At 44.0% G+C, this 13,080-nt stretch carries 12 protein-coding genes and 1 other annotated feature; of the genes, 2 read left to right on the top strand and 10 right to left on the bottom strand.

What is annotated here, in order from left to right:
- Window positions 1–108: 108 nt before the first annotated feature.
- The 5 genes from MKY34_RS12055 to zapA form a co-directional block, all read right to left on the bottom strand.
- A complete protein-coding gene (locus MKY34_RS12055; protein ID WP_342510871.1) occupies window positions 109–522 on the bottom strand; it encodes a DUF350 domain-containing protein in 414 nt (137 codons plus the stop codon).
- Between the two features lie 86 nt (window positions 523–608).
- A complete protein-coding gene (locus MKY34_RS12050; RefSeq protein ID WP_342510869.1) occupies window positions 609–2,966 on the bottom strand; it encodes an endonuclease MutS2 in 2,358 nt (785 codons plus the stop codon).
- Between the two features lie 16 nt (window positions 2,967–2,982).
- Window positions 2,983–4,689, bottom strand: coding sequence for a DNA polymerase/3'-5' exonuclease PolX (polX, locus tag MKY34_RS12045; protein ID WP_342510867.1), 1,707 nt, complete (start codon window positions 4,687–4,689; stop codon window positions 2,983–2,985).
- Window positions 4,690–4,751: 62 nt separating this feature from the next.
- Window positions 4,752–5,291, bottom strand: coding sequence for a CvpA family protein (locus tag MKY34_RS12040; RefSeq protein WP_342510865.1), 540 nt, complete (start codon window positions 5,289–5,291; stop codon window positions 4,752–4,754).
- Between the two features lie 9 nt (window positions 5,292–5,300).
- Entirely contained in the window at window positions 5,301–5,561 is a 261-nt protein-coding gene (gene zapA, locus MKY34_RS12035) for a cell division protein ZapA (RefSeq protein ID WP_342510863.1), read from the bottom strand.
- Window positions 5,562–5,882: 321 nt separating this feature from the next.
- Between zapA and rnhC the strand changes: the two genes are divergently transcribed.
- Window positions 5,883–6,818: a ribonuclease HIII gene (gene rnhC, locus MKY34_RS12030; protein ID WP_342510860.1), complete on the top strand. Its 936-nt coding sequence runs from the start codon at window positions 5,883–5,885 to the stop codon at window positions 6,816–6,818.
- Window positions 6,819–7,119: 301 nt separating this feature from the next.
- Here rnhC and pheT read toward each other — a convergent pair whose 3' ends face one another.
- The 3 genes from pheT to MKY34_RS12015 all read right to left on the bottom strand — a co-directional run bounded on the left by pheT (window position 7,120) and on the right by MKY34_RS12015 (window position 11,771).
- The gene (gene pheT / locus MKY34_RS12025) at window positions 7,120–9,531 is read right to left on the bottom strand and encodes a phenylalanine--tRNA ligase subunit beta (RefSeq protein WP_342510858.1); all 2,412 of its coding nucleotides are present in this window, start codon (window positions 9,529–9,531) and stop codon (window positions 7,120–7,122) included.
- A 14-nt stretch (window positions 9,532–9,545) separates the two neighbouring features.
- Window positions 9,546–10,583, bottom strand: coding sequence for a phenylalanine--tRNA ligase subunit alpha (gene pheS, locus MKY34_RS12020; protein WP_342510856.1), 1,038 nt, complete (start codon window positions 10,581–10,583; stop codon window positions 9,546–9,548).
- 117 nt (window positions 10,584–10,700) lie between these two features.
- Window positions 10,701–10,931, bottom strand: a binding site (T-box leader).
- Window positions 10,932–11,006: 75 nt separating this feature from the next.
- Window positions 11,007–11,771, bottom strand: coding sequence for an RNA methyltransferase (locus tag MKY34_RS12015; RefSeq protein WP_342510854.1), 765 nt, complete (start codon window positions 11,769–11,771; stop codon window positions 11,007–11,009).
- 92 nt (window positions 11,772–11,863) lie between these two features.
- Here MKY34_RS12015 and sspI point away from each other — a divergent pair, with 92 nt between their 5' ends.
- The gene (sspI, locus tag MKY34_RS12010; protein ID WP_342510853.1) at window positions 11,864–12,076 is read left to right on the top strand and encodes a small acid-soluble spore protein SspI; all 213 of its coding nucleotides are present in this window, start codon (window positions 11,864–11,866) and stop codon (window positions 12,074–12,076) included.
- 47 nt (window positions 12,077–12,123) lie between these two features.
- On the opposite strand, the gene MKY34_RS12005 is transcribed toward sspI, so the two are convergent.
- Together MKY34_RS12005 and MKY34_RS12000 are read right to left on the bottom strand one after the other, a co-directional pair.
- Window positions 12,124–12,570 (bottom strand): small multi-drug export protein, encoded by a 447-nt coding sequence (locus MKY34_RS12005; protein ID WP_342515254.1) that lies wholly within the window; start codon window positions 12,568–12,570, stop codon window positions 12,124–12,126.
- A 79-nt stretch (window positions 12,571–12,649) separates the two neighbouring features.
- On the bottom strand, window positions 12,650–13,066 hold the full coding sequence (locus MKY34_RS12000) for a hypothetical protein (RefSeq protein ID WP_342510852.1): 417 nt from the start codon (window positions 13,064–13,066) through the stop codon (window positions 12,650–12,652).
- Between the last annotated feature and the right edge of the window lie 14 nt (window positions 13,067–13,080).

Genomic DNA, 13,080 nt, shown 5'->3' with positions numbered 1-13,080 from the left:
CAACCAGTTCGGCGTTCCGTACATTAACCAGTACACACCAACTAGTATAAAAAGCACACAAACAACCATTAATACTTTCGCTAATTTCTCCATGCAAACTGACAACTCCTATGAAATACTTGCCCCAATGACGAATGACAAGCCGACTGAAATCGTCAAAGAAATAAAGCCCACTGAACGATTATCCGCTTCAATCTCCTTATCAATATTGAATTTCGGCGTAAGAAATTCAAACAGGATATAAGCAAAAACGAGCAGGATAAACCCAAACAATCCCCAGCCAATCATTTCAGGCAACGAATTATGGCGTTCGATGGAATAGCGGAAAATGTTGGCGACACCAAAAATCTTTCCACCTGTCGCAAAAGCAACCGCAAGATTCCCTTTTCGAATTTCTTCCCAATTTTTATATTTCGTGACGAGCTCAAAAAGCACCATCGAAACAATCAAGCAAAGGACAACAACACTGAAATAGCCCGCCGTCTCTACTAATGGATGGCTCCAAAAACCTGTTTTCGTCATATTAATGACCCCTTTTATGTTCGGTTATGCTTCCCTTATACGGATGGGCTTCAAAAAGGTTTCATTAATCGTTAACTAATTTCACATTATTTCAATTCAACGACTGTTACACCATGTCCACCTTCGCCCGCTTCACCGAATCGATAGCTCTTCACGCGAGAATGCTTTTTCAAATACTGCTGAATGCCTTGTCGTAATGCCCCCGTGCCCTTACCGTGGATAATGGACACTTGATGATAATTGGACAGCAACGCATCGTCCAAATATTTCTCCGTTCGGATAATCGCATCCTCGTAACGTTCCCCGCGCAAGTCCAGTTCCAATTTCACATGCGAATCTCTCCCTTTAACGGCAGCAGACACGACATGACGCTTTTCCTTTTCGGGTTTCATATATTCCAAGCCAGATTGTTCGAGCTTCATTTTCAAAATTCCAATTTGGACAACCCATTCCTTGTCCGATACTTTTTCAATGAGCGTCCCCTTCTGGCCATAGCTAAGCACCTTCACTTCATCGCCCACCTGAAGTGGCCGCGGTGCAGCCTTCGCTTGAACGGCTTTCTTTTTCACTTCGGCAGGTGCAGCACCTTCAAGACGTTTACGGGCTTCAATCAGCTCATGCTCTTTCACATTTGCGCCGACATTTAAACGCATTGCACGTAAATCTGAAATCACCGCTTCCGATTCACGCTTCGCTTCCTCAACGATTTTTTTCGCTTTTTCTTTTGCTTTCGCTTCCAGACGCTCTTTCATGTCGTCAAACTCCGCAAGTCGTTCTTCCAACTCATGCTTCAGACGCTCCGTCTCCAGCAAGACTTCATGCGTTTGCTCGGCATCTTTTTCGGATTGAACACGGCTCGTTTCCAATGAAGCAATCATGGAGTCGACTTCTCCACGGTCTGTTCCCGTGAAGGTTTTTGCACGTTCAATGATGCGCTCTTGCAAACCAAGTCGCTTGGAAATTTCAAAGGCATTACTACGCCCTGGCACTCCTATTAATAGACGGTACGTCGGGCTCAGCGTATCAATATCGAACTCTACGCTGGCATTGGCAACACCTGGACGGTTATAGCCATACGCTTTCAATTCAGGATAGTGCGTCGTCGCCATGACACGTGCTCCACGACCGTGCACTTCATCGAGAATCGAAATAGCTAAGGCTGCCCCTTCTTGTGGGTCGGTCCCTGAACCAAGCTCATCAAAGATAATAAGCGAACGCTCATCATACTTTTGAATAATGTCCACAATGTTCACCATATGAGAGGAGAATGTACTCAAGCTTTGCTCGATCGATTGCTCGTCCCCAATATCAGCATAGACCGAATCGAAGACAGCGATTTCCGAGCCATCCAGTACAGGAATTGGCAGCCCCGATTGCGCCATCAATGTACATAATCCAACAGTTTTCAATGTCACTGTTTTCCCACCTGTATTCGGCCCTGTAATGACAATTGTCGTAATCTCTTTACCAAATTCAATCGTATTCGCTACCGCTTCCTCGATCGGGAGCAATGGATGACGCGCTTTGGCAAGTCGAATATAGCCTTCATTATTCACTTCGGGCTTCGTGCATTTATGTGCCATACCGAATTTTGCTTTTGCCAAAATGACATCGATTTCCGCCAATACAGCAACGAGGACAAATAGCTCATGCGCAATTTCTTGGACCTTTGCAGAAAGTTCGATAAGGATTTTCTCGATTTCTTCTTGCTCTTTCATTTTCAGTCGTCTAATTTCATTGTTCGCTTGAACAACCGCATCTGGCTCGATGAATAACGTCTGGCCTGATGACGACATGTCGTGAATGACACCGCCATAATGCGAACGGTACTCTGCCTTAACAGGAATAACAAAACGATCATTTCGAATCGTCACGATTGAATCGGACAACATTTTTGCAGCATTGCGTCCACGCGTGTAACTTTCTAGTTTTTCACGCACGCGCCCTTCTTGCATACGTAACCCTTGGCGTATCGTACGAAGCGATCCTGATGCACTGTCAACAACATATCCATTGTCATCAATACAGGCATTGATTTCATGCTCCAAACCTGTCAATACTGGAATCGAGTCTTTTTTTGCTACAAAATGCGGAATCTCAACATCTTCATCTGCCACAATCGCTTCGATGAATTGACGTAAAACGCGACTAGCGCGAATCGTATTGGCAATTTCCATTAGTTCGTAGGCGCTCAGCATGCCTCCCATTTGCGCACGCTTCGCATGTGGGCGTATATCACTGATTCCCCCCATTGGCACGTTGCCTCGCACACGTAAGATGGACAAACCTTCATCCATCTCCTCAAGCAGTCGTACAACTTCTTCAAATTCACTAACAGGTACTAATTTTTCCATCGTCGAACGTCCCGCGGATGATGTGCAATGTGTTGCTACAAGATCGCGAATTTTATCAAATTCAAGTGTTTTTAAGACACGGTTTTCCAATGTCTTACACTCCCTTTCACTTCCGCACAATGTCGCGGATGAATTTATCGAGCGGCCATGTATTGACGACCGTTTCTTTTTTTAACCAAGCTTTTTGTGCATAGTTCACACCAATGTCCATATATTTTAATTGATCAATGGCATGTGCATCTGTATTAATGGCAATTGGAACGCCCGCTTCCTGCGCCATCATGAGGTGATCTGTCGCGAGATCGAGTCGGTAAGGATTGGCGTTGAGTTCCAATATTTTTCCGTATTCTTTCGCCCATTTGATGAGCTGAGCAACATCTGGATTATAGCCTTCCCGTTGCCCGATAATACGTCCAGTTGGATGTGCAATCATATCAACATGCGGATTTTTCATTGCCATATGTAGGCGTTCCATAATCTGTTCTTGTGATTGTGTGAAGCTCGAATGGATGGATGCGATGACAAAGTCGAGCTCACTTAACAGCTCATCGTCAAAATCGAGTGTGGCATCTGGCAAAATATCCATTTCTGTCCCACAAAAAATTTCAATGTCCTCGTATTCTTCATTCAACAAACGGATTTCCGCAATTTGTTCACGTACCCGCTCTGGCGTCAGTCCATTGGCTACTTTCAAATACTGCGTATGATCTGTAATGACGATATAACGATAGCCTTTCGCACGGCAAGCTTCCACCATTTCACGGATGGAATAAGCTCCGTCTGACCAAGTTGTGTGCATATGCAGATCAGAACGAATATCTTCGATGGCTACTAGCCCCGCCAGTTCATCCACCCGATCAATTTCACTGCCATTTTTTCGGACCGCAGGCGGAATGAATGGTAAATCGAAGTACGCGAAAAACTGCTCTTCTGATTCAAACGTCGTCACCGAGCCATCTTCATGCTCCACACCATACTCACTAATTTTCATTCCTTTAGATTTTGCAAGCTGACGCATCCGAACATTATGATCTTTTGAACCAGTAAAATGATGAATCGCAGAGGCAAATTGTTCCGCTATGACAAAACGGAAGTCTGCATCGATTTGCTCGTCCAAGTCAAGCGTGACAGACAATTTTGCATCCCCTGCCGCAATCGTTGCGGCTAATGGCAACACCTCTAACAATTTCTCACGAACAATGCTAGGCGCGTCTGTCACGATGATGAAGTCCACGTCACTGCTCTCTTCTTCCGTTCGGCGATAGCTACCTGCAACAGAAAAACGACTGATTTCAGCAATCGATTGCAATTCCTGTTCCACAAAGGACACGACTTTTTCCACTTGCCAAATCGGAAACTTGCCTTGTCGCGTACCTAATAATTCAATTTCATGCAATAGATTTTCTTCGGTTTTCTTGCCGAAGCCAGCTATTTTGCTTACTTCTCCTGCAGCACACGCCGCCTGAAGTGATTCAACCGAATCGATGCCGATTGCTTCACGTAGTTTCGCAATGCGCTTGCCGCCAAGACCTGGGATTTTCAATAATGGAACCAAACCTTTAGGAACCGTTTCTTCCAACTCATTCAGTAAGTCAGATTCCCCTTTATCTATCAAATCGGTAATGACCGCACCTGTCCCCTTACCGATTCCTTTTAGCTTTAGAATATCGTCCATTTCAGACAAACTACGTGGGTCCAGTTCAAGCACATTCGCCGCTTTTCGAAAGGCAGACACTTTAAAATGATTTTCTCCAAGCAACTCCATATATAACGCGATTTTCTCCAATGTACGGATAATTGTTTTTTTATTCATGATGAGCCTCCTCTTTATTAAGATGCCTTGAAAAAAGCTTCCCTCCAGCAAGGGGGAAGCTGTCATTTCGTATAAACGAACCACCAATCTTTCACCTTGTCAGAGAGTAACGGTGTATGTTCTAACATCGCATTTGCCAATAGTGATTTGCCGAGCATATTTTGAATGAACTCTATCGGTAACATCGTAGCGAGATAGATGACAAAGAACATAACAATATAAAACTCAATCACACCAAGCACTGCGCCTACAAGCTGTGCAATAAAACCGAGGACAGGCAAATACTTCAAGAAATCAAACATCGACGCAATCAACTGAAAGGCGAATTTAACGACGAGAAAAATAAGGACGAACGCCAATAACCGATAAAAGGTTTCATCGAGATCGAGTTGCGCTACACCTAAATTCAGTTTTGACCCCGCTGTTACACCTGGATACGGTACCCAAAGTACGAATTTGTCTGCAAGTGGCTTATAATAAAGATAAGCAATCACGAGCGAGGTAATGAATCCAGTCATATGAATTATCTGGACGACAAATCCACGTCTGAATCCTGTAATGAGTCCCCCTATTAGGAGAATAAGAATAAGTAAATCTAGCATGTAAGACCGTCAACCCTTCAACTTTTTCAATTCTTGTTCCATTTGTTCAACTTGCTCTTTTAATTTAAGATAATCATGTACAGTATTTACAGCGGTAAGCACAGCGATTTTCGAACTGTCAAGATACGGATTACGGACACTGATTTCGCGCATCTTATCATCGACAATCGAGGCGACCAATCGCACATGACTGCTAGTTTCGGTACCGACAATTGTATAAGTTTGTCCGTAAATGTCAACTGCTATGCGAGTCTTCTGTTCGTCTGCCAATGAGCTCACCTCCTACAATCAATTACGCCGAAGACACATCTTGGTTCAGCGGGGATGGATCCCCTGAATAACATTCATTCCGCAACTAAAGAGAGATAGAACCGCCTCACTCCATCTTCGCAATTTTAGATGTAGCGAATAGTTGCTGAAACAAGTTAAAACCCTGTTTCCAATCATACCATGAAACGGTTTTAGTTGTAACGTCAGATCACATAAGTTCACAGAGGACTTTATGAGTACAACTACAGTTCTGCTGTCGCCCAAAGGCTCGGCAATCACCGAGTTTACAAATGAATAAAGTCAACGAAAGGAAGTAATAAATTGAGTAATCAAGTTATTGTAGTAGATGAACTAGGTTTGAAAAAAGTAATGAGTCATTATGCCTCTTCAAAAGTTGTCCGCAATGCGCCAGGTGTCGTTTTCGCAGCGAAATTAACGGATACAGCAATCACCGCCTATAAGTCTGGAAAAGTACTCTTTCAAGGGGCTGGCGCTAATCGTGAGGCAGCTCGTTGGGGAAAAACACAGGGGAAAGCGACTCCTGCAAAAACAACGACAAAAGGAGATACTTTGCCTGACGGCCTCGCCGGGCTATCCGTCGTTGGGTCAGATGAAACGGGTACCGGCGATTTCTTCGGTCCTGTTACAGTAGCGGCATGTTTCGTCAGAGCCGAGCAAGTCGAGCTTGTGCGAGAACTCGGTGTCAAAGACTCCAAACAATTAACAGATGACCTTATGCGTCAAATCGCACCTGATTTAAAAGCCGTCCTCATTCATTCAGTCTTGACTTTAAAAAATGAGAAATACAATGAAATCCAAGCACGCGGTTGGTCTCAAGGTAAAATCAAAGCACTGCTTCATAACCAAGCATTGAAGCACGTCTTGCGCAAAATGGATGGCGAAAAGCCTGATTATATTTTAATTGACCAATTTGCAGAACGTGGCATTTATTATAATCATATTAAAAACGAGAAGGAAATCGTGCGGGAAAATGTACTATTTTCGACTAAAGCGGAAGGTTTGCATCTATCTGTTGCGGCGGCATCCATCATTGCACGTGTTGCATTTTTAAAAGAAATGGATAAGTTGAGTGCAATCGCAGGCATGACACTCCCAAAAGGTGCAGGACCAAAAGTAGACGAAGTCGCCGCTAGGATTTTACTGAAAAATGATGAAGAGACGTTGAAATCGCTGACGAAATGGCATTTTGCGAATGCCGGGAAAGCGAAGGCAATTGCAGCGAAAAAAAGAAACTGACTTTCTATACAAACTCGGAACAAAAGCGCAGGGCGCCTGCTTAAATGCGACAGGCATAAAGCGAGTCGACTGCGTGGCGGCCTTTGCCACAGAGTCGGCTTGACACACAGTCTAAGTTCACCGCGTCCTGCGGCAACGACTGCGTGACTCATATCCTGTGAGCCTCCGAGCATCTGACGCCCGGAGCCTAGACGGGCAATCTCCATATACTTACTTATCCATAATACGAGAATTTTATAGTTTCCAATAAAACAAAAAAGCCGCTCACAGTTTACTAATCCTGTGAGCGGCTCTACTTATATTATCCTCGAAGCAATGCCCCTGCTTCTGTTGTTAATGCGTTTAATACTTTATCATGCGCTTTGACGACTTCTTCGTCTGTCAATGTGCGTTCTGGATCTGCATACGTCAATGAAAATGCAACAGATTTCTTGCCATCCTCAACGTTTGCCCCTTCATACAAGTCGAAAAGTTTCACACCTTTCAACAATTTCCCACCTGCGCTACGGATAACGTGTTCCAATGCACCCGCAGACGTTTCGCTCGATACAACTAATGCGATATCGCGTGAAATCGAAGGGAAACGTGGAACTTGTGTATAAACCAATTCAGCTGTCTCAATCGCAAGGATTTTCGCCAAATTCATTTCCATCACATACGTATTTTTCAAATCGCGTTTTTTCTGTTCTGTTGGGTGAACTTGGCCAATTAAACCAACACGTTCACCGTTGTAGAAAATGTTTGCTGTGCGACCTGGGTGCATGCCGTCAATAACAGCTTGCTCGAATGATAGACCTTCCACTAAGCCAAGGCTATCCATCATACCTTCAACAATGCCTTTTAATACGAAGAAATCAACCATTTTCGTTTCAGCTTGCCACGCATGGTCTACCCATTTCCCTGTAATAACCGCCGCTACATGCTCTACTTCCTGCGGTAAACCATCTTCCTCCACTCCAAGGAATACCGATCCTGTTTCATACAATGCAACCGAATCCATGCGACGTGCAACATTATACGTCGCTGCTTCCAATAGATGAGGAATGATACTTTGGCGAAGTACACTACGGTCTTCACTCATCGGCATCAACAACTCCGTAACAGGCGCTGTTTCCAGTGCATACATTTGTGCATGCTCTTTAGATGTCAATGAATAGGACAACGCTTGATACAATCCAGCTCCTTCAAGGAACGCTCTCACTGTACGGCGTTTCGCTTGATACGGTGTCAAACCACCTGGTGTCGATTCTGTCACCGGAAGTGTCATGGGAATATGATCATAGCCATACATCCTTGCAATTTCCTCGATAATATCTTCTTCAATCAACAAATCTTGTCTACGTGTCGGCGCATCAATGACCAGTTTGCCGTTGACCGCTTCCGTTGGGATTTGCAATCTATCTAAGATAGATAACATTTCTTCAAGCGAAATTTTCATTCCTAGACGATTGTTAATCGTATCTGGTGAAACCGTAATACGTGCAGGTGTTTTATCAAGTTCATCAACTATGACAGAACCTGCCAACACTTCGCCGCCTGCGATGTCAGCCATCAACTGAGCCGCACGTTCTGCTGCCGCAATAACCCGTTGTGGATCGACACCTTTTTCAAAGCGTGTGCTTGCATCGCTACGCAGACCGATTTCTCTTGACGTAAGACGTACAGATGCCGATGCAAAATACGCCGATTCAATGACAACCGTTGTCGTGCCATCATGCACTTCAGAATTCAAACCACCCATAACACCCGCAAGCGCAACAGGCTCTTGACCATTTGTAATGACAAGATTATGCGCTTTTAACGTGCGCTCTGCTTCATCCAACGTCGTAATTTTTTCGCCTTCTTCTGCTAGACGAACAGCGATTTCGCCCGTTTCAAGACGGTCATAATCGAATGCATGAAGAGGCTGACCGTATTCCATCAATACATAGTTTGTAATGTCAACGACGTTATTATGTGGACGCACACCCGCAGCCATCAAACGATTTTGTAGCCATAATGGTGATTCGGCAATCTTAACGTTTTTCACGACTTTCGCCACGTACATTGGGTTTTCTTCTTTCGCGTCAATGCGCAATTTCAATACATCTTCCGCTTTTTCAGCCGATTCCGTATACGTAATTTCCGGTAATTGAATACCTTGCGATAAAATCGCACCCACTTCGTACGCTACACCAAGCATGCTCAATGCATCCGAACGGTTCGGTGTCAAATCAAATTCAAGCACCGTATCATCAAGGCCAATCAATGGCAATGCATTTTCTCCAGGCACCGCAGTTGCTGGAAGCACATAAATCCCTTCTGCATAAGCTTTCGGAACGAGCTTCCCTTCAATTGCAAGCTCTTGCAATGAACAAATCATACCGTTCGACTCTTCGCCACGAAGCTTTGCTTTTTTAATTTTAAAGTTGCCAGGTAGTACAGCGCCAGGACGTGCAACAATCACTTTTTGTCCTTCCGCAATGTTTGCCGCGCCACAAATAATTTGTGTCACTTCTTCTCCAACGTCTACTTGGCAAATGTTCAATTTATCCGCTTCAGGATGTTTCACACATTCCTTCACATAGCCGACAACAACGTTCGTCATGCCTTGGGACCGGTCGATAATCGAATCGACTTCAATCCCAGAACGCGTAATTTTCTCCGCAAGTTCTGCTGGAGCAATGCCTTCAATATTTACATACTCACTTAGCCATTTTGTAGATACTAACATGTGTCGTCCCCTCCTTAAGCTTCCGTCCGGTGGAATTGTGATACAAAACGCACGTCATTCGTATAAAAATGACGGATATCTTCCACACCATATTTCAACATTGCAACTCGTTCAGGCCCCATACCGAAAGCGAAACCTGATACGACCGCAGGATCATAACCAGACATTCTTAATACGTTCGGGTGAACCATTCCTGCACCTAGAATTTCAATCCAACCTGTTTTCTTACAAATATTACACCCTGATCCGCCACATTTAAAACAAGAAATATCCATTTCAACAGATGGCTCTGTGAATGGGAAGAAGCTTGGACGCAAGCGGATTTCACGCTCCGTACCAAACATTTTCTTCGCGAATAAATCAAGTGTCCCTTTCAAATCGCTCATGCGAATATTTTCTCCGACAACAAGCCCTTCGATTTGTGTAAACTGATGCGAATGCGTCGCATCATCGCTATCACGACGGTACACTTTCCCTGGACAAATGATTTTAATCGGTGCGCCATTTTTCGCTTCCATCGTCCGTGCTTGCACTGGTGATGTTTGTGTGCGAAGAAGAATATCTTCCGAGATATAGAAAGAATCCTGCATATCGCGTGCTGGATGGCCTTTTGGTAAATTCAATGCTTCAAAGTTATAATAATCTTTCTCGACTTCAGGACCTTCTGCAATTTCATAGCCCATGCTAATAAAGAAGTCTTCGATGTCCTCAACGACACGTGTTAGCGGATGATGATTCCCTGTACGTGCAGGACGTCCTGGTAATGTCACGTCGATTGCTTCTTTAGCAAGTTGCTCGTTAATCGCTTGTTCTTCAAGTATTGCCATACGTTCTTCCAATACCTCAGTAACTGCTTCACGGATGACGTTGACAAGCGCCCCCATTTTCGGACGTTCTTCGGCTGGGAGTTTCCCCATGCCTTTCAGCAAATCCGTGATTGGTCCTTTTTTCCCTAAGTAAGCAACGCGGACATCATTTAACGCTTTTACGTCTGAAGCAGCTGCAATTTTCGCAAGCGCCTCTTCTTTCAACTGTTCTAATTGTGCTTCCATTGTGATTCTCCTTTCAAATTCAACGAATGTGTAGAGTACCTGGTACCTAAGGTTCGCACTCTAAGTTCACGACTGCATGACTAGCATCCCCTAGGCAACAAAAAACCCCGCCCCTATAAAAGGGACGAGGACGACTTCGCGGTACCACCCTGATTATCACACCCAAAGGCATGATCTCTCAAATCGGAATAACGGTCCGGCGCCGGCACATCTTTACAGCTTACGCTGGTCCTGATGGCAGCTCATGGGGTGAACTTCAACAACCACTTGCCCATCTACGCTTTCAGTCAAGGCGCAGACTCCCTTTTGGTTCGTATGATGCTTACTCTTCCCAGTCAATGCTTTTCGTTTGTTAACTACAGTCCATAGTATACCCGAAATCATTTTGTTCATCAACAGCGGAATCAGAATTAAGTTGGTCTGTCAATTTCTCGAATACGAATACAATAAAATCCCCGTCGCAACCGCCACATTCAAGGACTCCGCTTCACCATACATTGGAATCTTCACAGTTGCATCTGCCAATGCAAGCAACTCCGGATCAACACCACTACCTTCATTGCCCATGATTAAAGCAAATTTCGCTTGCGGTTCAATAACAGAGTGATTGACAGCATTTTGTAGTCCCGTACCAAGTACCTTAATGCCGGCTTCTTTTGATTTCATCACCCATTCCATCAAGTCCCCTCGCACAACAGGTATATTGAAATGGGAACCTTGTGCAGAACGGACTGTTTTCGGATTATACGGATCAGCTGAACCTTTTCCGAGAATGACTGCATCCATGCCTGCAGCGTCTGCTGTGCGAATCATCGTGCCAACATTGCCTGGGTCTTGAACAGCATCTACCAACAACAGTTTTTTCCATGATGCAAAATCTTCTTCTACGTGCTGAGGCTGGCGACAATGTGCGTAAACGCCCTGCGAGTGCTCTGTTTCCGAAATCTCTTTCGCTACAGCACTGTTCACTTCAACAATATGAACATTTTCTGTTGACCAGCCAGCAGGAAATTCCACACCATCCCGAATGACGAGTGAGAGAATGCCCTCGCCTTTTTTTAAAGCTTCTTCAACAAGATGAAAGCCTTCTACTAAGAATTCTTCTGTTTTATCGCGCTCTTTTCGTGTTGTCACAAGCTTTTTCCAATGTTTCACGAGTGCGTTTTGTGGTGATTCGATACGTTTCATGTGAATGGTTACCGCCTTTTTCTTTTCAGTGTATCAAATGCCCGTATAGTTGGCGATATTTGTGTACAAAATGAGGTGAGGAGGCTGATAAAATGAATTTCCAAATACGAGACGCGATTACGGCAAACATGACTAATCATTCAGCGGAAGATGTCCGTAACGTCGTCGAAGATGCCATTAAACGAGGCGAAGAACATCTATTGCCTGGACTCGGCGTGTTCTTTGAAAAACTGTGGAATAGTTCAGGTGAGCAAGAAAAGTCTAAAATAGCTGGAGAGTTAGCACAAGCATTTACAGCGAGTTGAATATGGTCATTAAATTGCGTGAGTGTCTGTGGCACTCACGCAATTCTTCATACATTTCTCACAAAGAAATCAAAGCCCATTGCTGTTGCAACACCAAATACAAGCGTCCATAATGCAATACTAATTGTCATCCATATTGTTGTATTCACTTTACTCGCTCCGAACAACAACCCAATGAATGCGGCGATATGAGTCCCTATCAAAATAGGCCCGAGTAGTGCAAGTCCGGGCATACCGTATTTATTCCAAATCCGTTTGCCACGTTCTGTCCGCTTTGAATCTCCCTTGCCATTTTTCTTTTTCCGAGACTCCATCCACATCTTCACTTTTTGAAAAGCAATAATTAGGAATAGCACCGTTAGCATATTACCTACAAATGCGAGAATCATAACCCACAAAGGTGACAATCCTCTGATGATGCCCAAAGGAATAACAAGTGCAATTTCTAACCAGGGGATCGCGGCGCCTAAAAACACTAAAAAGTATTCAACCATCATTCATCTCCCCCCATATACTTCCTGATTTCTGTGTAATAAATGACATACTGTCCCATCGAAAGAATCAGAAGTCCCATTACCACCCAAGTCCTTTCAACACTGAATGCGATACATAAACCGGCCAATAATGGAATTGACCAAACAAAATAAGAATAGACTTTTTTCGTTGCTCGTTTCGTAAATCCTGGAACAACTCGTCATCCTCCATATACTCTTGTGGTTTCCATGAAAAAATCTGTATTTTATGCTGTGGCATCCGATTATTATGCATAATGATACTCCAAATAAATAACACCAGATAGACGACGAATATGAGCGATATAACTCCCCAAACAATCCCTAATTCCCCTTCAAAACTAATCGCAAACTCAAATCCTCCATTGCTATAGATCGTGAAATCAGCGGAATAACTTATTAAGACCACAAACACCATTAATATAGCAATGGCTCCTAGTTGCCATAACGGATACGTAATTCTCATATCATTTTTCATCGTCATTCCTCCCC

The sequence above is a fragment of the Sporosarcina sp. FSL K6-1522 genome (assembly GCF_038622445.1).
Classification (GTDB): Bacteria; Bacillota; Bacilli; order Bacillales_A; family Planococcaceae; genus Sporosarcina.
The sequence above is the reverse complement of the archived record's forward strand: the minus strand, read 5'-3'. Positions and strand labels throughout refer to the sequence as shown.

Excerpts from the sequence above, each read along its gene's own strand:
- MKY34_RS12000 (WP_342510852.1), bottom strand. The coding sequence starts at position 13,066 with ATGAAAAATGATATGAGAATTACGTATCCGTTATGGCAACTAGGAGCC.
- pheT (WP_342510858.1), bottom strand. The coding sequence starts at position 9,531 with ATGTTAGTATCTACAAAATGGCTAAGTGAGTATGTAAATATTGAAGGC.
- MKY34_RS12055 (WP_342510871.1), bottom strand. The coding sequence starts at position 522 with ATGACGAAAACAGGTTTTTGGAGCCATCCATTAGTAGAGACGGCGGGC.
- MKY34_RS12015 (WP_342510854.1), bottom strand. The coding sequence starts at position 11,771 with ATGAAACGTATCGAATCACCACAAAACGCACTCGTGAAACATTGGAAA.
- polX (WP_342510867.1), bottom strand. The coding sequence starts at position 4,689 with ATGAATAAAAAAACAATTATCCGTACATTGGAGAAAATCGCGTTATAT.
- sspI (WP_342510853.1), top strand. The coding sequence starts at position 11,864 with ATGAATTTCCAAATACGAGACGCGATTACGGCAAACATGACTAATCAT.
- pheS (WP_342510856.1), bottom strand. The coding sequence starts at position 10,583 with ATGGAAGCACAATTAGAACAGTTGAAAGAAGAGGCGCTTGCGAAAATT.
- MKY34_RS12040 (WP_342510865.1), bottom strand. The coding sequence starts at position 5,291 with ATGCTAGATTTACTTATTCTTATTCTCCTAATAGGGGGACTCATTACA.
- MKY34_RS12005 (WP_342515254.1), bottom strand. The coding sequence starts at position 12,570 with ATGGTTGAATACTTTTTAGTGTTTTTAGGCGCCGCGATCCCCTGGTTA.